Consider the following 19427-nt stretch of genomic DNA (forward strand, 5'->3'; position numbering starts at 1 on the left):
CGGTCGGCGCTAGCGGTTGGCCGGCTGCCAGCGGTCGTCGAGCACGAACCGCACCGCCCGGTCGATGGGGAAGTCGCGGTCGTCGACGAGCACCCGCACCTCGTAGGACGGCCCGGTGTGGATCACCTGCAGCCCGCCGCCCCAGCGAGGCTTCACGTAGCCGACGAAGACCCGCCTGCCCTCGACCGTGCGCTCCACGCAGCGCTGGAACTGCTCGGCCCAGCACTGCCAGCCGGCGACGTCGCCGTAGGTCGGGTTGACGTCCCAGGCGAGGCTGCCGCCGTCGCCGGCGCCGTTGCTCCACGGGCCGTCGACGTAGGTGCCGGGCGAGGAGGTCCGGCTCCACGTCTCGCCCTCGCCCACCAGCGCCCGCCGGCCGGCCCGCTCGAACGCCGCCGCGTCGAGCGGCACCGGCACGACCGGGTCGCCGGGCAGCGACAGCCGATCGTCGGCCGCTGCCGCCAGCAGCTCGTCGACCTCGAGGCCGGTGCCCGAGACCGGCACGGTGGAGTTGTTGCCGAACAGTGCGTCGGAGGTGAGCACGACGACCTGCCCGTCGGCGTGCTCGACGGCCACGACCACGCGGCCGGCGCTGCTGGTGCTGCCCACAACCGCCCGCTCGCCGTTCGGGCCGGTGACGTCCTCGCAGGCCAGCTCGCTCCCGCAGAACATCTGGGTGCTGTCGGGGCTCCAGCCCGCCGAGACGTTGACCTGCAGCATCCCCAGGCCCTCCTCGCCGGGGTTGCGCCAGCCGAACTTCGAGCCGAGCGACGTCATCAGGTCGCCGGCGCCGCTGCCCTGCTGGTTGGCGGTGTCGGCCGACCACGGCTCGAGGTGCTCGCCGCGCGGGTCGAGTCGCTCGGCCAGCACCCGGTGGTAGCGGCGCAGGGTCGCGGTGTGGTCGGTGGGCTCGCCCAGCGGGTCGGCGGCCGCCCCGGCGGCGACCTCGTCGCCGCGCACGGTCGGCAGCACCCGCTCCCCGTCCTGCGGCTCCGGCGGCTCGACCGGCGTCGGGTCGGCCACCTCGCTGCCGCCGGCGACCGGCGGGGTCGAGGTGTCCTGGTCGCCACCTCCCAGCAGTGCCGAGCCCAGGGCGACCACCCCGACGGTGGTCGCCGCGCCCACGCCGACCAGCAGCCGCTGGCGGCGCAGCCGGCCGCGCCCGCGTCGTACGTCGTCGGCGGGGGCGGTCGGGGGCAGGGCGGCGTCGCGGGCGAGCCGGTGCAGGCCGTCGGCGAGGAGGCGGTCCTCGGGGGTCTGGTGGTGGGTCATCTGCGCTCCTACTCTCGGGCGGCGCCGGCGAGCGCACCGCGCAGCCGGGCGAGGGCCTGGGACGTCTGGCTCTTCACCGTCCCGGGGCTGATCCCCAGGTCGGCGGCGGTCTCCTCGACGGACAGGCCCCAGTAGTGCCGCAGCACCACCACGCGCCGTTGTCCGGGGGCCAGCCCCCGCAGGGCGGTCCAGAGCGCGTCCGCGTCCTCGGCCGAGACGCCGGCGGTCGCCGGGCGGTCGAGCCGCTCGTCGGTCACCGGCCGCTCGCGTCGCCACGGCCGCCGGGTCTCGTCGACGTGGCTGTTGACGACGACCCGGCGTGCGTAGGCGTCGACCGAGTCGGCGCGCGAGACCCGGGGCCAGGCGGCGTAGAGCCGGGCCAGCGCGGTCTGCACGACGTCCTCGGCCCGGTGGGGGTCGCCGCACAGCAGGTACGCCGTGCGGTAGAGGGCCGCACGCCGCTCGGTCACGTAGCGCGTGAACGCCTCGTCCCGGCTGCTGCCCATCGGTCGACCTTCCCGGATCGGATGCTCTCTTCTACCCCCCTGACGGGGCGGACGGCGCCGGGGTTGGGTGCTGGGACGGGATTTCGGCGGCGACCACCCGGACGGGTTAGGCTCGTCCCGAGGATTGTCTGACAATCCTGTTCGGCGCGACGGGCGCAGTCACCACGAGGAGGTCGGGATGAGCACGATGACGACGGCGGCGACGATGCTGGCCGGCCAGGAGAAGGGGCGCGAGGAGTTCGAGCGCGCCGAGGCGCGGACGGCCCACAACTACCACCCGCTCCCCGTCGTGGTCGCCTCCGCCGAGGGCGCCTGGATGACCGACGTCGAGGGCCGCCGCTACCTCGACCTGCTCGCCGGCTACTCCGCGCTCAACTTCGGCCACGGCCACCCCGGGCTGGTCGCCGCCGCGCACGCCCAGCTCGACCACCTCACCCTGACCTCCCGCGCGTTCGTGCACGACCGCTTCGCCGACTTCTGCGCCGAGCTGGGCGACCTGTGCGGCAAGGAGCTGGTGCTGCCGATGAACACCGGCGCCGAGGCGGTGGAGACTGCGATCAAGGTCGCCCGCAAGTGGGGCTACGAGGTCAAGGGCGTCCCGGCCGACCGGGCCCGGATCGTCGTCGCGGCGGGCAACTTCCACGGTCGCACCACCACCATCGTCGGCTTCTCCGACGACCCCGACGCCCGCGACGGCTTCGGCCCGTTCGCCCCCGGCTTCGTCACCGTGCCCTTCGGTGACCTGGCGGCGCTCGAGGCGGCCATCGACGACGACACCGTCGCGGTGCTGATCGAGCCGATCCAGGGCGAGAGCGGCGTGCTGATCCCGCCCGACGGCTACCTGCACGGCGTCCGCGACCTGTGCACCACCTCTGGCGTGCTCTTCGTCGCCGACGAGATCCAGGCCGGGCTGGGCCGCACCGGCGCGACGTTCGCCTGCGACCATGAGGAGGTCGTGCCCGACGTGTACGTGCTCGGCAAGGCGCTCGGCGGCGGGATCGTGCCCGTCTCGGCGGTCGTGGCCGACCGCGACGTGCTCGGCGTGCTGCGGCCGGGCCAGCACGGCTCGACCTTCGGCGGCAACCCGCTGGCCTGCGCGGTGGGGCTCGAGGTGGTGCGGATGCTGGCGACCGGGGAGCACCAGGCGCGGGCCGCCGAGCTGGGCGTGCTCCTGCGCGAGCGGCTCGACGCGCTGGTGGGCCGGGGCGTGGTGGGCGTCCGCACCCGCGGGCTGTGGGCGGGCGTCGACATCGACCCCGCGATCGGCACCGGCCGGATGGTCTGCGAGGCGCTGATGGCGCGCGGCGTGCTGGCCAAGGACACCCACGGCTCCACGATCCGGCTGGCGCCGCCGCTGGTCATCTCCGCCGACGACCTCGCCTGGGGCCTCGACCAGCTGGCCGACGTCGTCAGCCACGCCTGAGGCTGCACTCAGGACTGGGATGGGCCCCGGGACGGTGCCGGGTCGCCCACGGCCTCGACCAGCGCGGGCAGCGAGGCCGCGATGATCTCCAACAGGTCCTCGCGGGTGACCTCTCCGGGGTCGGCCTTCCACGAGAGCACCAACTCCTCGGTCATCGCCGACCAGCCGCGCACCACCAGGCGGGTGCGTGGGGTGTCGGCGATCAGCTCGCCCTGGGCGTCCTCGCGGAAGATGCGCTCGCTCAGCACCGAGCGGGCCTCCTCGTAGATCTGGCGCAGCGTCTCGTTGCCGCCGGCCGCCCCCTTCACCAGGGAGAGGTAGCCCTGGTGGTTGGCGTCGACGTAGTCGACGTAGGCCGCCACCGAGACGAACAGCCGCTCCAGCGGCTCGCCCTGCGCGGGCGGCGCGGTCTGGGCGATCAGGTCGTCGGCGGCCCGGCGCACGACGGCCTCGTGGAAGTCGTGCTTGTTGCCGAAGTAGTGGTAGAGCAGCCCCCGGGAGATGCCCGCCTCCTCGGCCAGCAGGTCGATCGACAGCTCGTCGAGCGACCGGGTGGCGAGCAGGCGGACGCCCAGGTCGAGGAGCTGGGAGCGTCGCTCGGTCGGGCTCAGCCGGGTGCGGGCCGCGGCGGGTCGTGTGGTCGCGCTCACGGCCCCCACTCTATTGACACTTGTTCAATAACCGCAATAGCGTGCTGCGCATGAGCCCGACCAGCACCGCCCCGCGGCACGTCGACCACCTGGTGGTCGGCGCCGGCTTCGCCGGCCTGTGCGCCGCCATCAAGCTGCAGGAGGACGGCGAGACCGACTTCGTCGTCATCGAGCGCGGCCCCGACGTCGGCGGCACCTGGCGCGACAACACCTACCCCGGCGCGGCGTGCGACGTCCCGAGCCAGCTGTACTCGTTCTCGTTCGCGCCCAACCCCGACTGGTCGATGTCGTTCTCGCCGCAGCCGGAGATCCAGGCCTACCTGCAGCGGGTCGCGCGCGAGTCGGGCACCCTCGACCGGTTCGTCTTCGACACCGAGGTGCTCGAGGCGACGTGGGACGACGACGACCAGACCTGGACCGTCGAGACCACCGGCGGCACCTGGACCGCCCGGACCGTGATCGTCGGCGCCGGCGGGCTCTCGGAGCCGCGCCTGCCCGAGATCGAGGGCATCGAGGGCTTCCAGGGCGAGGTCTTCCACTCGGCCCGGTGGGACCACGACGTCTCGCTGGCCGGCAAGCGGGTCGCGGTGATCGGCACCGGCGCCTCGGCGATCCAGATCGTGCCCGAGGTGCAGAAGGTCGCCGCGCACCTCGACGTCTACCAGCGCACCGCGCCCTACGTCATCCCGCGCAACGACCGCCGCTACGGGCGGCTCGAGCGGACCGCACTGCGACACGTGCCCGGGCTGCAGAAGCTCTACCGCACCGCGATCTACTGGGGCCGCGAGAGCTACGTGCCGGCGTTCACCATCGAGCCGAGGATCGCCTGGCCGGCCAAGCAGCTGGCGCTGGCCAACATCCGCAAGGGCATCAAGGACCCCGCGCTGCGCGAGAAGGTCACGCCCACCTACGACATCGGCTGCAAGCGGATCCTGATCTCCAACACCTACTACCCCGCCCTGGACGCCGACAACTGCGACCTGGTCACCGACCCGATCGCCAAGGTGACCGGCAACGCGATCGTGACCGCCGACGGGACCGAGCGCGAGGTCGACGTGCTGGTCGTCGCGACCGGGTTCTTCACCACCGAGCTGCCGATCACCGAGCACCTCACCGGACGCGACGGCGTGACCCTGGCGCAGCGCTGGCGCGAGTCGGGGATGTCGGCCTACAAGGGCTCGACCGTGCCCGGCTTCCCCAACCTGTTCTTCATCGTCGGGCCCAACACCGGGCTCGGCCACTCGAGCATGGTGTTCATCATCGAGTCGCAGGTGTCCTACATCCGTGACGCGCTACGCACCATGCGCGCCTCCCGCTACGGCGCCGTCGAGGTCCGCGAGGACGCCGCGGCGTCGTACAACGCCGCGCTGCACCGGCGGATGGCCCGCACCGTGTGGGCGCGCGGCGGCTGCTCGAGCTGGTACCTCGACGCCCACGGCCGCAACACCACGCTGTGGCCGCGCTCGACCTTCACCTTCCGCGGCCTGACCTCGCGCTTCGACGTCGGCGCCTACGACGTCAGCGCACCCCCCGAGGGCCGCGACCGCACCGACCGCCGTCCCACCGACCAAGGAGTGCCCGCATGAAGAGCTTCGACGACAAGGTGGTCGTGATCACCGGTGCCGGGTCCGGCATCGGTCGCGCCCTCGCCCTCGACTTCTCCCGCCGCGGCGCGCGCCTGGCGCTCTCCGACGTCGACGAGGGCGGCCTGGCCGAGACCGTAGCGGCTGCCCGGTCGGCGGGCGCCCGCGAGGTGCGGTCGGACCGCCTCGACGTGTCCGACCGCGACGCGTTCGCCCGCTACGCCCTCGACGTGGTCGAGCACTTCGGCCGGGTCAACGTGGTGATCAACAACGCGGGGGTCGCGCTGGCCGGCGACTTCGCCGACCTCGAGTACAACGACATCGACTGGATCATCGGCGTGAACTTCTGGGGCGTCGTCCACGGCACCAAGGAGTTCCTGCCCCACCTGATCGCCAGCGGCGACGGCCACGTCGTCAACCTGTCCTCGCTGTTCGGGCTGATCTCGATGCCCGGTCAGACGATGTACAACGCCTCCAAGTACGCCGTGCGCGGCATGACCGAGGCGCTGCGCGAGGAGATGCTGATCGCGGGCCACCCGGTCGGCGTCACCGCCGTCCACCCCGGCGGCATCAAGACCGCGATCGCCCGCAACGCCCGCGTGTCGGCCAAGGAGGACAAGGAGGCGACGGCGAAGCTGTTCGACAAGAAGCTCGCCAAGATGACGCCCGAGAAGGCCGCGGCGATCATCATCAAGGGCATCGAGAAGAACCAGGCCCGGGTGCTCGTCGGCCTCGACGCCCACGCGCTCCACCACTTCGCCAAGCTCACCGGTTCGCGCTACCAGGACGTGGTCGCGAAGGTGTCGAAGAACGTGCTGCCCGCCAAGGCGGTCTGACCCGGCCGGTCCGACCCGCCGGGGAGGCGTGGGGTAGAACGGGAGACGTGCCACCCCCGCCAGGCTCCCCCGTCCGCATCGAGATGACCAAGTGGGGCGACCGCCCGCACTGGGCCTTCGACGGCGTGCTGCTGGGCTCCGACCGCCACGGCGACTGGCTGGGGTTCCGCGCCGGCACGCCGATGGCGCGGCCGGGGCTGGCGATCACCGCCACCAACGACCAGGTGGGCCTGGTCCCCCGCGCCGGCGCGTGGCTGGCCACGTTCCACGGCGAGGGCGGCCCGGTGGCGACGTACGTCGACATGACGACCGAGCCGGTCTGGGACGGCTCCGTGGTGCGCGCGGTCGACCTCGACCTCGACGTGATCCGGCTGCTCGACGGCTCGGTCGTGGTCGACGACGAGGACGAGTTCGAGGAGCACCGGGTCGCGCTCGGCTACCCGCCCGAGGTGGTGGCGCTGGCCCGCGAGACCTGCGACCGGGTGCGGCAGGCGGTGGCCGACGGCGAGCCGCCGTTCGACGGGATCGCGCACCTGGACTGGCTCCAACGGCTGTGAGGCCGCTCGGGCCGCTCAGTCGCGGGTCGGTGGCCGTCGGTTGCGCGCCCGGCGGGAGCGCACCGGTCCGACCAGCCGCGGGCCGGCGAGCCGGCTCTCGAGCCGGTGCGCCTCGCGCTTGAGCGGCTGCGCGACGTACTCGCCCAGGATCACGCCCGACGACAGCGAGATCGCCACCGACGCGGCGGTCACCATCGCCAGCAGCCCCGCCGACGTCATCGCCCCGCCCTCCCCGAGCAGGCTCAGGCCGCGGTAGATCGAGAGGCCGGGCAGCATCGGCACGACGGCCGAGACCACCACGACGAGCGGCGGCACCTGGAAGCGCGCGCAGACCGTGTAGCTCACCAGCCCGACCACGAACGCCGCCAGCGCCACCGACCACACCCGGTCGAGCCCGCCCACCGCGATGGTCTGCGAGATCACCATCGCCACGAAGGCCACCACCCCGATCGGCGCCAGGATCCGCTTGGGCGCGTAGGAGGCGTACGCGAACGCCGCCGCACAGATCGCCCCGCCGAGCGCGGCGACGCTGACGCTGCGCAGGTCGGCGCCGGCACCGGGCTCGATGCGGGTGATCTCGACGCCGGCCATCGCCGCCAGCGACAGGCCACCACTGACTCCGGCGATGATGCCGGCCGTGGCCAGGATCGCCTCGGTGAGCCGGGCGCCCGCGGTGATGTAGAAGCCCGACAGGGCGTCCTGGAGGGCGCCCATGAACCCGATGCCGGCCAGCAGCATGATGATGTTGGCGGTGACCACCAGCGAGGGGTCGACGTCGAGACCGGTGGCGGCGACCGCCGCCGCGATCAGCGTGGCCACCGCGCCACCGGCGACCTGCTGGTAGAAGAACGGCAGCCGGCGCCGGGCCAGCACCAGCTGGAGCCGGTCGATGCAGGCCGCTGCCAGGAACGCGCTGCCGACCACGAGGTGGTCGCCGCCGAGCTGGAGACCGACCCCGGCGCACATCACGCCCCAGCCGAGCGTCGCCGCCCAGCGCGGCCGGGCGTGGCCGGAGGAGACCACCCGCGCGAGCCGCGTGCGGGCCTCCGCGAGGTCGACCCGGCCGGCCAGCACGTCGCGGACCAGGTGGTCGACGCGGGTGAGGTCGTCGTAGTCGATGTCGCGTTGCTTGACCAGCCGGGTGTGGGCCAGCGGCTGGGCCTCCGGCGAGTGCTGCCAACTCATCGCCAACGAGGTGAAGGTGATGTCGATGTCGGCGTTGCGCAGGCCGAAGTGGTGGGCGAGCGACTGCATCGTCGCCGTCACGTCGGCCGCCCCCGCGCCGGAGGAGAGCAGCACCTCCCCGACCCGCAGGCAGAAGTCGAGCGTCAGGTTCGCCTCGCGCACGTCCACCACCCGGCGACCATCCCATCCGACGGGGGGAGACCTCCAATTCCTCCCCTGTGGAACGCTGGCACCGTGCGCATCGACTTCCACGCCTCCCCGGAGCCGACGCTCGGCGTGGAGTGGGAGCTGGCGCTGGTCGACCGCCGTACCCGCGACCTCCGCAACGACGCCTCCCACCTCTTCGCCCGCGCCAAGTCGCGTCTCGACGACCCCGGCCGGGTGCACAAGGAGCTGCTCAAGAACACCGTCGAGATCGTCACCGGGGTCTGCCCCACGGTCGGCGTCGCGATGGACGACCTGCGCCGCACCCTCGAGCACGTCGTGCTCGCCGGCGACGACCTCGGCATCGACCTGTTCGGAGCCGGCACCCACCCGTTCGCGTCGTGGAGCGCACAGCAGCTCACCGAGGGCCACCGCTACGAGGAGCTGATCAACCGCACCCAGTGGTGGGGCCGGCAGATGCTGATCTGGGGGGTGCACGTCCACGTCGGCATGCCCGACCGCGACCGGGTGCTGCCCGTGCTGGCCGGGCTGCTGACCTACTACCCCCACCTGCAGGCGCTGTCGGCGTCCTCCCCGATCTGGGCCGGTGTCGACACCGGCTACGCCTCCAACCGGGCGCTGATGTTCCAGCAGCTGCCCACCGCGGGGCTGCCGTTCACCTTCGCCACCTGGGCGGAGTTCGAGTCGTTCGCCGACGACCAGCTCACCACCGGGGTGATCGAGGCGCTCAGCGAGATCCGCTGGGACCTGCGCCCGTCGCCCACCCACGGCACCCTGGAGAACCGGATCTGCGACGGCGTCTCCAGCTTCGACGACCTCGCCCCGCTGGTGGCGCTGATGCACTGCCTCGCCGTCGACCTCGATGCCCGGGTCGCCGCCGGCGAGACGTTGCCGGTGCTCCCGCCGTGGCACGTGCAGGAGAACAAGTGGCGGGCCGCGCGCTACGGCGTCGAGGCGATCGTCATCCAGGACGCCGACAACAACGAGCGGCTGATGACCGACGACCTCGCCGACCTGCTGGTCCGCCTGGAGCCGGTGGCCGAGCGCCTCGGCTGCCCCGACGAGCTGGCCGGCGTCACCGGCATCCTCGAGCGCGGGGCGTCGTACCAGCGGCAGCGGCGGGTGGCCGAACAGACCCACGGTGACCTGGTGGCGGTCGTCGACTCGGTGGTGCAGGAGCTGCGCGACGGGCTCTGAGCGCCCCGAACGCCCTAGTAGCCGCCCGACGGCTCGACCATCTCCAGCCGCACGCCCAGCAGCCGCACCGGCCGGTCGCGCTCGACCCGGTCGAGGAGCGATGCCGCCGCGTCGGCGAGCACGACCGGGTCGTTGGAGGGGGCGGGCAGGGTCAGGCTGCGGCTGGTGGTGAAGAACGGCTTGTAGCGCACCTTGATGCCCACTCGCGCCGCGGGACGCCCCTCCTTGTCGATGTCGGCCACGACGCGCACGGTCAGGTCGCGCACCGCCTGCACCACCTCGGCCCAGTCGTCGAGGTCGTTCTGGAAGGTGGTCTCGCGGCCGTGCGCCCGCGGCACCCACGGGGCGGCGCTCACCGGGCTGGTGTCGACGCCACGGCCCAGCCGGTGGTACCAGGGGCCCATCGTCGGCCCCAGCTCGGCGGCGAGCACCCGCACGTCGGATGCCGCGAGCTGGCTCACCGTGTCGATGCCGAGCGCGGCCAGCTTCTTGGCGGTCTTCGAACCGATCCCCCACAGCGCCCGGGTGGGGCGCTCGCCCATCACCTCGAACCAGTTCCCCTCGGTGAGCCAGCCGGTGCCCCGGGGCTTGCCGAGCTCGGTGGCCATCTTGGCGCGCAGCTTGTTGTCGCCGATCCCCACCGAGCAGTGCAGCCCGGTCGCGGCCAAGACCGCCGCGCGCACCCGCTCGGCCACCTCGCGCGGGTCGGTGGTGTCGTCCTCTCCCCCGTCCTCGGGCTCCGGGCCTGCTGCCAGGAACGCCTCATCCCAGCCGAGCACCTCGACCACCACCTCGCGGCCACCCCAGCGCACCGCGCGCAGCGTGGCCATCACCTCGGCCGACGCGGCGTCGTAGGCGGCGTGGTCGGCCGGCAGGAAGACCGCATCGGGGCACTTGCGGGCCGCGATCCGCATCGGCATCCCCGACCCCACACCGAACGCGCGCGCCTCGTACGACGCCGTAGCCACGACGCCGCGCTTGGTCGGGTCGCCGTCACCGCCGACCACCACCGGCAGCCCGGCGAGCTCGGGGTGGCGCAGCACCTCGACGGCGGCGATGAACTGGTCGAGGTCGACGTGCAGCACCCAGTGCGTGATCGGCGGCCGCCCGCTCCCGGTCGTCGACGTACTCATGACGGCGGCGGAGGCAGGGCCTCGGTCGACTGCATCTGGGTCATGCCGGTGAGCAGCAGCAGGTCGACCACGACCGACCGCAGCTGCACCAGCACGACCTCGGCGGTCATCGCCTCGGCCCGCTCGACCCGGCCGGTGGCCTCCCCCACCGCGAGCAGAGCGGGCTGGGCCGCCGTCGCCCGGCGGTCGGCCCGCAGCTCGGTCGCCACCTGGTCCGCGGCCTCGGCCAGCTCGACGGCCAGCCGCGCGTACGACGCCGGCACCGGCCGGTGGTGGTAGGCCGCCACCGCCGTCTGGCGCACCAGCACCCGGGTGCTGCGCAGCGCCCGGTCGAGCGGGTCGACCAGCTCGCCCATCCGCCGCACCGAGGACTTGTGGCGCACCCGGAACGGCGACGACGCCACCACTGCCATCCCCTCGTCGGCGGCGGCCTGCAGCTCCCGGATGAGGTAGTCGGTCGACCGGGCGTCGGCCAGCAGGTCGAGCCCGCGCTCGGCCTCCCCGTCGACCATCACCTCGGCCGCGGCCCGCAGCAGGGCGGAGATCTTGCGCACCACCACCGCCGCCTGCTCCCTGGGCCGGCGCAGCGGGGCGGCCGGCACCACGGTCGCGGCGACCAGGGCCACCGCGCCGCCGACCAGCGCGTCGGTCCAACGGATCAGCGCCTCCCCGGGACCGGGCGCCAGGGACGCGACGACGATCGACTGCACGGCCGCCTGGGTGACGAGCAGCTGGCCGCCGTCGAGCAGGAACGCGATGCTCATCGCCAGCCCGACGATCAGCACCAGCTGCCACCAGCCCGAGCCCAGCGCCAGCACGAGCAGGTCGGCGAGGAAGACGCCGAGGGCCACGCCCACGGTGACCTCGGCGACCCGGCGCAGCCGCTGGCCGTAGGAGGTGCCGAGGCTGACCACGGCCGCCACCGGCGCGAAGAACGGCGTCGGGTGGCCGAGCAGGTCGGCGGCGATGAACCAGGCGACCCCGGCGGCGACCGCGCACTGGAGGATCTGCCAGCGCTTGGCCCGCAGCCGGGCGATCCGCGCACGCACCGAGGTGCGGCTGCGGTCCCACATCCGGTCGAGGGGACCGCCCTCGGCACCGACCTCCATGGCACCCGATCGTGCCAGAGGGGCGATCCCGACCTGGGCGCGTCACCCCGCACCCGCTGGGCGTGCCTCACGAGGAGCCCGGGTGATGTGCCCAGTCGAGCGCCTGCTGGGTGGCGGCCAGGTCGCGGTACCAGGTGCGGACCTCGACCCGGCAGCGCACGCGCTGGACCCGGGTGTCGTGCTCGGCGCACTCGGCCCGGGCCTCGGAGTCGGTGGGCGGGTAGAGCCCGGTGCCGTCGTAGTAGGTGATCTCGAAGCCGTTGGCGGCGTCGCCGGTGATGTCGACGATCGTGTCGCCCGGCGGCGCGACGGTCGACCCGGCGGGCGGGGTGAGGACGAGCCAGGCGACGGCGGCCGCGGCGACGGAGCCGAGGGCGACGGCCAGGCGGAGCATGCGGTGCACGGAGGACCTCCCGAACGGTCTGCCGACCGGGCGGTCCGGTCGGCGACGAACGACGCTAGGCGGGTGGGAGGGCGACCGGGCGGGCCCGCGTCGGAGCTGTGGAGGAGCCCGTCCGGACCGGCGGTGTGGACGGTCGGTGGCTCCGTTCGGTGGTCGGGTGACGTATCCGGCACCCGGTCGTTGGGACACCGACCTTGTGACCGCGGTCACCAGCGGCAAGGATCGACTCGACGAAAGGTGTCCGCCCGTGGTCTCTCCGATCGATCCCAGCTCGACGGCGTTCCTCCTGGCCGAGAACCGGAACATGCCGATGCACGTGGGTGGGCTCCAGCTGTTCGAGAAGCCCGAGGGCGCGGGACCCGACTACATCCGCAACATGTACCTGCAGATGCGCGACGTCGACGAGATCTCGCCGCTGTTCCTCAAGCACCCCCACCGCTCGCTGCGCACCGCCGGCCAGCTGGTCTGGCGACCGGACGAGCAGTTCGACATCGACCACCACGTCCGCCACAGCGCGCTGCCCGAGCCGGGCCGGATCCGGGAGCTGCTCGACCTCTGCTCCCGGCTCCACTCCACCCGCCTGGCCTGGGAGCGGCCGCTGTGGGAGGCCCACATCATCGAGGGACTCGCCGACGGGCGGGTCGCGATGTACACCAAGACCCACCACGCGCTCGTCGACGGCATCTCCGCGATGCGGCTGCTCCAGAGCGTGCTCTCCACCGACCCCGACGAGCGCGACATGCCGGCACCGTGGGGTGCCCGGCCGCCGGCACCGCGCCGGGAGCCCTCGGACGCCGAGCGCGAGCTCGCGGAGCTGCCGGCGACCGCGCTGCGCACGGCGCTGGGCATCACCGCCGAGGCCGCGGGCCTGCCCGGCGCGCTGGTCAGGACGCTGGGCAAGGGGCTGCGCAACGAGACGTCGTCGCTCTCGCTGCACGCCCCGCGCACGATCCTGAACCAGAAGATCACCGGGTCGCGCCGCTTCGCTGCGCAGGACTGGCCCGTCGAGCGGCTGCGCGCGATCGGGAAGGCCACCGGCACCACGCTCAACGACGTCGTGCTCGCCATGTGCAGCGGCGCGATGCGCACCTACCTGATCGAGCTCGGGGCCCTCCCCGAGGCGCCGCTGGTGGCGATGGTCCCGGTGGGGCTCAACGCGAAGCAGTCCCACATCGCGTCGGCCGACGGCGGCAACGCGGTCGGCGCGGTCATGGTCCAGCTGGCGACCGACCGTCCCGACCCTGCGGACCGGCTGGCCTCGATCCACCGCTCGATGGTCGACGGCAAGGAGGCCCTGTCGTCGATGACGCCGGTGCAGATCCTCGCCATGAGTGCGCTCGGCCAGGCCCCCGCCATCCTCGGCCCGGCGCTGCGGATGCAGGGGATCGTGCGGCCGCCGTACAACCTGATCATCAGCAACGTGCCGGGCCCCCGCACGACGCACTACTGGAACGGCGCCAAGATGGTCGGCACCTACCCGCTGTCGATCCCGATCAACGGCATGGCGCTCAACATCACCTGCACGTCCTACGACGGGCGGATGATGTTCGGGCTCACCGGCTGCCGCCGGACCGTGCCCCACCTCCAGCGGCTGCTGACCCACCTCGACGACGAGGTCGCGGCGCTGGAGAAGGCCGTCGCGGCGTAGCCGACTCCCACAGGGGCCCGAGCAGCAGCCACAGCCCCACCACGGCCCAGCAGCGGACGACCCACGACAGCAGCGACTCCCGCTGCCCGGGCTCGACGAGCAGCACCGCCGCCCCGAGGGCGGCGGAGGCGATGGTCGCGGCCAGCACGACCCTGACCCACTCCGTCCAGAGCGCGGCGACCCGCGCGGGCGACCCCTTCGGGTGCCTCACCGGCGCCGGGCCGTCGTCGAAGCGGTGGGCGAACCGGACGTCGGCCCACCGCACGACCGTCGGGCCGAACGCCACGCTGGCCCCGAGGTAGACCGCGGCCAGCCCGTGCACGGCGCCGGGCTGGGCGCCGCGGTGGAGGTCGACCGCGCCGGCGACCACGAGGGCGACGTCGAGCAGCGGGATGCCGGCGAGCAGCACCGCTCCGGTCCGGCGCAGGCGCAGCGGGTAGCGCGCCGTGAGCCCGAGCCCGAGCAGGACCCAGAGCCCGACCTCGCTGAGGGCGATGAACCCGGCAACAGGGTTGTCCTGCACGAGATCGAGCACCGCAACACTCCTTGTTGATACGACTGTGTTGACAAATAGCAAGGTAGCACGGTCGTACTACCATGTCGTCGTGCCCCGACTCATCGACCACTCCGAGCGCCGCCAGGAGCTGGCCCGGGCGACGTGGCGGCTGATCCTGCGCGAGGGGGTCAGCGCCGTCTCGGTGCGCACCGTGGCCGCCGAGGCCGGGGTCTCCGCGGGATCGCTGCGGCACGTGCTGCCCACCAAGGCCGAGCTGCTCGGCTCGGCGATGGAGCTGGCGATCGAGCGCGCGACGGCGCGCTTCCTCGACCACGAGCGCCGGGTCGGCAGCGTGCCCGGCGCCGTGCGCTGGCTCTCCGAGCTGCTGCCGCTCGACGACGAGCGGCGCGCCGAGCTCAGCATCCAGCTGGCCCTGGTCGCCGAGGCCGGTGGCCACCCCCGCCTCCGCGAGCTCCGCGAGGCAGCGTACGACGGGGTCGGCACCGCCTGCCTCTCGGTGCTCACCTTCCTCGCCGAGGCCGGCCTGGTCGACCCGTCCCGATCCCTGCCCGCCGAGGCGGTGCGCCTGCAGGTCCTCCTCGACGGCCTCGCGCTCGGCCTGATCCACCGCGGCGGCGTCTCCCCCACCCGGGCTCGACGCCTCCTCACCGACCACCTGGCGTCGCTCGCCGCTGGTTGAGGGGTGAACGCCCCGGGCCGGTGGGCAAGCAGCCAGGAGCGCTCGGCGCTGGTTGGGGCGAGCGAAGCGAGCCTCGAAACCCCGCCGGCCGAACGCCCTCCGTCCCCGGCGGAGGGCTCTCATCTCGCCGGGTCTCGAGGCTCAGGCCTGGCGGCCTTCACACCTCGACCAGCGCACGCACCGGTGATCGGGCAACGTCGCTGGGTGCGCACACCTCGACCAGCAGGCTAGAGCCGGACCTCCTCGAACCCCCCACCCACCGTGTCCGCGACCGCCTGCAGCCGCGCGCGGGTGATGTCGGCGACGGTGGCGAGGCCGGCCGCGGCGGCGTTGGAGCCGGGGCGCACCGGCTCGGCGGAGTTGACGCTGATGCAGCGGCGGGTGCCGCCGTCGGCGAGGTTCTGCAGGGCGACGGCGTGCCCCGTCGTACCGCTGCCGGCGAAGAAGTCGAGCACGAGCGCGTCGGTCGGCATCGTGGCGAGGATCCGGCGGAGCAGGCCGGTGGGCTTGGGCGACTCGAAGACGTGCCCGACCACCGCCTTGAGCTCGGCGACGGCGGTGTCGGTCGAGCCGACCTCCTCGGCCAGCCACACGGTGCGCAGCTTCTTGCGGCGTCCGCCCGGCACGTCGCGCTGCAGCCAGTCGCGCTGGAAGACGTCGACCCGCTGCCCCGACCGGCCGCGGATCCGGCGGCAGACCAGGTCGTCGGGCCGCTCGGCGATGAGCGGCCGGCTCCACCGCCAGACCGCCGGGCTGCCGTCGCCGAACACCGGCCCGACCTCGACGGCTCCCGGGAACGGCTCGACCGAGACGCGTCCGGTCTCGGGGTCGCCCCAGATCGTGAAGTGCAGGGTGCGGGCGGTGACGGGGTTGAACTTCTTGTTGGTGTTGCGGAGCGGCAGGTGCCGGTAGCGGCGGCCGTCGGGCGTCGTCAGCGGGAAGTCGCGCTCGTCGACCGTCTCGGCGCTGCTCGCGTCGAGCACCGTGCGCGCTGCGTCGCGGGCGTAGACCAGGAGGTACTCGTGACTGGTGGCGAACCCGCGCCCCAGCTGACGGCCCTTGGGGTTGAGGTTGACCACGACCTGGGCGACGAACGAGTGCTCGCCGAACACCTCGTCGAGCAGCAGCCGCAGGTGGGCCTGCTCGTTGTCGTCGATGCTGACGAAGATCGCGCCCGACTCGGCCAGCGCCGCGCGGGCCGCCTCGAGCCGCGGGCGCATCATCGCGACCCAGGCCTGGTGGCGGCTCGTGCCGTCGCTCCCGCGGATGTCGTCGCGGTAGGCGAAGTCGTTGCCCGTGTTGTACGGCGGGTCGATGTAGATCAGGTCGACCGCGCCCCACCGGTCGCGGACCGCGGGCAGCACGTCGAGGTTGTCGCCCTCGACGAAGATGTTCCACGGCTCCACGCCGTGGACCCTACTCAGGCCCGGTGGGTCTGCGGTGGTGCACGAACCACGCAAAGGCGCGGTTGGTGCGACGGGTCGGGCCGGATCGGGCGCACGAACGGCGCAGAGGCGCGGTTGGTGCGACGGGTTGGGTCGGATCGGGCGCACGAACGGCGCAAAGGCGCGGTTGGTGCGACGGGTCGGGTTGGGTCGGGTCGGAGCCGCGGCCGTGCTCAGTAGCCGACGAGGGTCGGGCTGGCGGTGAGGACCCGCAGACCGACGGCGGCGCCGGGCACGGTGACCGTCCCGGGCACGGGAGCCCACGGGCCGCCGTTGATCCGGTAGTCAGCCGGGTAGGTCGTGTCGACGCTCGGCCGCACCCGCCCGGCGCGCAGGTAGGAGTGGGTGACCTCGAGGTCGGGGTACGGCGCCCCCGCGGTGCGGGTCTGCTCCGACCTCCCGTCCCCGAACCGCCACCCGAACCCCACCGCCTCGATCCGCAGCTCCACCCGCTGCCCCAACAGGGTCAGCGCCTCGGTGAACGGCTTGTTGACGGTGAAGAAGTTGGTCTCGAAGTTCACCAGCGTCCGCCCGTTCGGCGGCTGCACCTCGAGCTGCGACGCCGGCAGCGGCAGCTCCGCGAACGCCGTCGCCACCAGTCCGGGAGTGATCGCTTCGAGCGGGACCTCGGCGTCAGAGGGGATGTCACAGAACTCGAAGGGGTCAACTCCGCTCGAGATCGCTTGCCGGACGCACGCCACATCCAGGTTGGATTCCCGAGGAGGGGGCAAACCCTCATTGTCCGTCGACGACACAGGTTGCGTCGAAGGTGCACAGACCTGTTGAACCTGAACCGTCACCTGTCCGTTCACCATGTGGGTGGTCTCCACGACCTGGCAGGCGTCTGCACGAGCGATGCTCGGACATGCCAACAGAACGATTGTCGTCAAAAGCAACCGCTTCATGAGGCAAAGGCCACCAGAGTGAGAAGCCACCGCGAGCCCACAGATCTGAGCTCGAAAACCATCAAGCGACTTTCCTTCGGATAGGAAACCGGCTCCGCCCCCTGCGACTGCGTTGTCACGCCCGCTGCGATGCGGATACCCGCATCGATCGTTGCCTTCTGATCGGTCATATCTCGCCGCCGCATCCCCGCGATCGTCCATCGCCCACCTTCAAACTGGCCTCCCGCGGCAATCGCACTGGCTATCGGACGCGACAGGTTCGGACATCCTCGGCACTCGGGAGCCGAGAGTTGCTCCATCGCGGAGACCTCCCCTGTCCGCAACGCCTCGTTCCGCGCCGCCACCCACGCCTCGACCGTCTCCACCGGCGACAGCGCAGCCGGTGTGGGCGACGCCGACGGCGAGGCGGCGACGTCCGTGGCGGAGGGGGTGGGCTCGACCCGGGGCCCGGGGTCGTCGTTCCCGGCGCACCCGGCTGCGAGCACGAGCAGCAGGGCGCAGAGCGGGGCGAGACGTCTCATCAGGCTGGTCCTTCCCGAGATGGTGCAGCACCCGAACCGGAGGCGCCACGCAGCAAACTACCCACTCGCCGACCCGACGGCGACCCCGAATTCCCCGATCTGTGGAGACGTGACCAGGCCTCGGGGATCATGGGGAGGTGGGGGAGTACTTCGACCGTCGCGCCGACCGCCGGTGGCAGCGCCAGATGCGCAAGCGGCTCAAGCACCTGGAGCGCGAGTACGGCCCGATCGAGATGTACGGCGCCCCGCCCCGGCGGCGGCGCTGGCGGGAGACCGGACCGGTGCTGCCGGGGCTCGCGATCGCGCTGGGCCTGACCGCGGTGGTCATGGTGATGAACCCGGGCGCGACCGGCTATCGCGTCCGCGACCTCATCGACACCATCAACGGCCGCGACGACGGTGCCTACACCTTCCTTGCCACCGAGCGCGGCTCCTCGATGCCGGTGGGCTGGAGCCCGTGCGAGCCGATCACCTACGTCGTCAACCCCGAGGGCGCGCCGGCCGACCACGAGGACCTGGTGGCCGACGCGATCGAGCTGCTCGAGGAGGAGAGCGAGTTCGAGTTCGACGACGGGGGCGAGACCGACGACCGCACCTTCACGCTCGGTGCGCGTGAGCCCGGCGACCCGGTGCTGATCGGGTGGGCCACGCCCGACGAGGTGCCCGCCCTCCGCGGCGACACCATCGGCGTCGGCGGCAGCAGCACCGCACCCCGGCAGGGACGGCCCCGCTTCGTCACCGGGTCGGTGGCGCTCGACGGGCCGGCGTACCGGACCATGGCGCGCCAGGGCGACGGCGACCAGCAGCGGCTGGTCCTCGTGCACGAGCTGGTGCACGTGCTCGGGCTCGACCACGTCGACGACCGCGACCAGCTGATGTATCCGCAGTACATCGGCCAGGACGGCCTCGGCGAGGGCGACCGCGCCGGTCTCGCCGAGCTGCACGAGCTGCCGTGCTGACCGCCGAGGCACCACCGGCGCCGCCGTCGCGACTTCGACGCGCGGTCGTCGTAGTCGTCGTCGCGGTGCTGGCCGGCGCGGCGGCGCTGTGGTGGACCGGTCGCGAGGGCGACGACCACGCCTTCCTGCGCACCCAGCCCGACGGCACCACCCCGGTCAGCTGGGACCCGTGCCGCGCGATCCCCTACGCCGTCAACACCGACGGCGCACCCACCGGCTGGCGCGCGCTGCTCGAGGCCGCGCTCGCCGAGGTGAGCGCGGCCAGCGGCTACGTCTTCCGCGACACCGGCACCACCGCCAACCGGACCCTCGCCACCCCGAGCGACCCCGTGCTGGTGCTGTGTTCGCACCAGGGCCGCCGGCACGACCTCCAGGGGTCGGTCGCCGGCCTCGGTGGCCCGGTGGCCACCGACGTCCAGGGGCTCGCCCGGTGGACGTCCGGCGGCGTCATCCTCGACCAGGCCGAGTACCAGCAGCTCGAGCGCGAGGGCGACGAGGTCGCCGCCCGGATGATCCTGGTCCACGAGATCCTGCACGTGCTGGGACTCGGGCACGTCGACGACGAGGACCAGCTGATGAACGCGTCCTACGTCGGCCAGGACCGGCTCGGAGACGGTGACGTCGCGGGGCTCCGTGCGCTGCACGACCAGCCGTGCGCCTCGCGCTGACCGGCCGGGACGCGCCCCCGCGCCGGGGCTGCGCCGACCGGCGCGCCCGCCCACGTACGGTGGCGG

At 73.1% G+C, this 19427-nt stretch carries 20 protein-coding genes; 9 read left to right on the plus strand and 11 right to left on the minus strand.

What is annotated here, in order from left to right; translation table 11 throughout:
- Positions 1-9: 9 nt before the first annotated feature.
- On the minus strand, positions 10-1272 hold the full coding sequence (locus JT721_RS03745) for a hypothetical protein (RefSeq protein WP_205471552.1): 1263 nt from the start codon (positions 1270-1272) through the stop codon (positions 10-12).
- A gap of 8 nt (positions 1273-1280) precedes the next feature.
- Positions 1281-1778 (minus strand): SigE family RNA polymerase sigma factor, encoded by a 498-nt coding sequence (locus JT721_RS03750; RefSeq protein WP_205471553.1) that lies wholly within the window; start codon positions 1776-1778, stop codon positions 1281-1283.
- A 187-nt stretch (positions 1779-1965) separates the two neighbouring features.
- Here JT721_RS03750 and rocD point away from each other — a divergent pair, with 187 nt between their 5' ends.
- Positions 1966-3201 (plus strand): ornithine--oxo-acid transaminase, encoded by a 1236-nt coding sequence (gene rocD, locus JT721_RS03755; protein WP_374220862.1) that lies wholly within the window; start codon positions 1966-1968, stop codon positions 3199-3201.
- Positions 3202-3209: 8 nt separating this feature from the next.
- Here the strand turns inward: rocD and JT721_RS03760 are convergent, their stop codons facing one another.
- Positions 3210-3851: a TetR/AcrR family transcriptional regulator gene (locus JT721_RS03760; RefSeq protein WP_307827869.1), complete on the minus strand. Its 642-nt coding sequence runs from the start codon at positions 3849-3851 to the stop codon at positions 3210-3212.
- Between the two features lie 50 nt (positions 3852-3901).
- On the opposite strand from JT721_RS03760, the gene JT721_RS03765 reads away from it, so the two are divergent.
- The 3 genes from JT721_RS03765 to JT721_RS20675 are packed head-to-tail and all read left to right on the plus strand — an operon-like array spanning position 3902 to position 6827.
- Positions 3902-5437, plus strand: coding sequence for an NAD(P)/FAD-dependent oxidoreductase (locus JT721_RS03765; RefSeq protein ID WP_205471555.1), 1536 nt, complete (start codon positions 3902-3904; stop codon positions 5435-5437).
- A complete protein-coding gene (locus JT721_RS03770) occupies positions 5434-6270 on the plus strand; it encodes an SDR family oxidoreductase (RefSeq protein WP_205471556.1) in 837 nt (278 codons plus the stop codon). The genes JT721_RS03765 and JT721_RS03770 overlap by 4 nt, the downstream gene beginning before the upstream one ends.
- Before the next feature lie 47 nt (positions 6271-6317).
- Positions 6318-6827 (plus strand): DUF402 domain-containing protein, encoded by a 510-nt coding sequence (locus JT721_RS20675; protein ID WP_205471557.1) that lies wholly within the window; start codon positions 6318-6320, stop codon positions 6825-6827.
- 15 nt (positions 6828-6842) lie between these two features.
- Here JT721_RS20675 and JT721_RS03780 read toward each other — a convergent pair whose 3' ends face one another.
- Positions 6843-8183, minus strand: a complete 1341-nt coding sequence (locus JT721_RS03780; RefSeq protein ID WP_205471558.1) for a threonine/serine exporter ThrE family protein — start codon at positions 8181-8183, stop codon at positions 6843-6845.
- Between the two features lie 63 nt (positions 8184-8246).
- On the opposite strand from JT721_RS03780, the gene JT721_RS03785 reads away from it, so the two are divergent.
- The gene (locus tag JT721_RS03785; RefSeq protein WP_205471559.1) at positions 8247-9374 is read left to right on the plus strand and encodes a glutamate--cysteine ligase; all 1128 of its coding nucleotides are present in this window, start codon (positions 8247-8249) and stop codon (positions 9372-9374) included.
- A 14-nt stretch (positions 9375-9388) separates the two neighbouring features.
- Here JT721_RS03785 and JT721_RS03790 read toward each other — a convergent pair whose 3' ends face one another.
- The 3 genes from JT721_RS03790 to JT721_RS03800 form a co-directional block, all read right to left on the minus strand.
- Positions 9389-10507 carry a DNA polymerase IV gene (locus JT721_RS03790; protein ID WP_205471560.1) on the minus strand — a complete coding sequence of 373 codons (1119 nt, stop codon included), beginning with the start codon at positions 10505-10507 and terminating at the stop codon, positions 9389-9391.
- On the minus strand, positions 10504-11616 hold the full coding sequence (locus JT721_RS03795; protein WP_205471561.1) for an aromatic acid exporter family protein: 1113 nt from the start codon (positions 11614-11616) through the stop codon (positions 10504-10506). Before JT721_RS03795 ends, JT721_RS03790 begins: the two co-directional genes overlap by 4 nt.
- A 67-nt stretch (positions 11617-11683) precedes the next feature.
- Positions 11684-12019, minus strand: coding sequence for a hypothetical protein (locus JT721_RS03800; RefSeq protein ID WP_205471562.1), 336 nt, complete (start codon positions 12017-12019; stop codon positions 11684-11686).
- 247 nt (positions 12020-12266) lie between these two features.
- Here JT721_RS03800 and JT721_RS03805 point away from each other — a divergent pair, with 247 nt between their 5' ends.
- Entirely contained in the window at positions 12267-13667 is a 1401-nt protein-coding gene (locus JT721_RS03805; protein ID WP_205471563.1) for a wax ester/triacylglycerol synthase family O-acyltransferase, read from the plus strand.
- Here JT721_RS03805 and JT721_RS03810 read toward each other — a convergent pair.
- Positions 13573-14202: a hypothetical protein gene (locus tag JT721_RS03810; protein WP_205471564.1), complete on the minus strand. Its 630-nt coding sequence runs from the start codon at positions 14200-14202 to the stop codon at positions 13573-13575. The two genes, JT721_RS03805 and JT721_RS03810, sit on opposite strands and share 95 nt — an antisense overlap.
- A 70-nt stretch (positions 14203-14272) precedes the next feature.
- Between JT721_RS03810 and JT721_RS03815 the strand changes: the two genes are divergently transcribed.
- Positions 14273-14863 (plus strand): TetR/AcrR family transcriptional regulator, encoded by a 591-nt coding sequence (locus JT721_RS03815; RefSeq protein ID WP_205471565.1) that lies wholly within the window; start codon positions 14273-14275, stop codon positions 14861-14863.
- A 227-nt stretch (positions 14864-15090) separates the two neighbouring features.
- Here JT721_RS03815 and JT721_RS03820 read toward each other — a convergent pair whose 3' ends face one another.
- From JT721_RS03820 to JT721_RS03830, 3 genes are all read right to left on the minus strand, one after another.
- A complete protein-coding gene (locus tag JT721_RS03820; protein WP_205471566.1) occupies positions 15091-16269 on the minus strand; it encodes a site-specific DNA-methyltransferase in 1179 nt (392 codons plus the stop codon).
- A 212-nt stretch (positions 16270-16481) separates the two neighbouring features.
- On the minus strand, positions 16482-16904 hold the full coding sequence (locus tag JT721_RS03825) for a hypothetical protein (RefSeq protein ID WP_205471567.1): 423 nt from the start codon (positions 16902-16904) through the stop codon (positions 16482-16484).
- A gap of 305 nt (positions 16905-17209) precedes the next feature.
- Positions 17210-17734, minus strand: a complete 525-nt coding sequence (locus JT721_RS03830) for a DUF6318 family protein (protein WP_205471568.1) — start codon at positions 17732-17734, stop codon at positions 17210-17212.
- Positions 17735-17871: 137 nt separating this feature from the next.
- On the opposite strand from JT721_RS03830, the gene JT721_RS21605 reads away from it, so the two are divergent.
- Together JT721_RS21605 and JT721_RS03840 are read left to right on the plus strand one after the other, a co-directional pair.
- The gene (locus tag JT721_RS21605) at positions 17872-18693 is read left to right on the plus strand and encodes a matrixin family metalloprotease (protein ID WP_205471569.1); all 822 of its coding nucleotides are present in this window, start codon (positions 17872-17874) and stop codon (positions 18691-18693) included.
- Complete coding sequence (locus JT721_RS03840; RefSeq protein ID WP_205471570.1) at positions 18687-19361, plus strand: matrixin family metalloprotease; 675 nt, start codon at positions 18687-18689, stop codon at positions 19359-19361. The genes JT721_RS21605 and JT721_RS03840 overlap by 7 nt, the downstream gene beginning before the upstream one ends.
- Positions 19362-19427 lie beyond the last annotated feature (66 nt).

The organism is Nocardioides sp. SYSU D00038, assembly GCF_016924665.1.
GTDB lineage: Bacteria > Actinomycetota > Actinomycetes > Propionibacteriales > Nocardioidaceae > Nocardioides.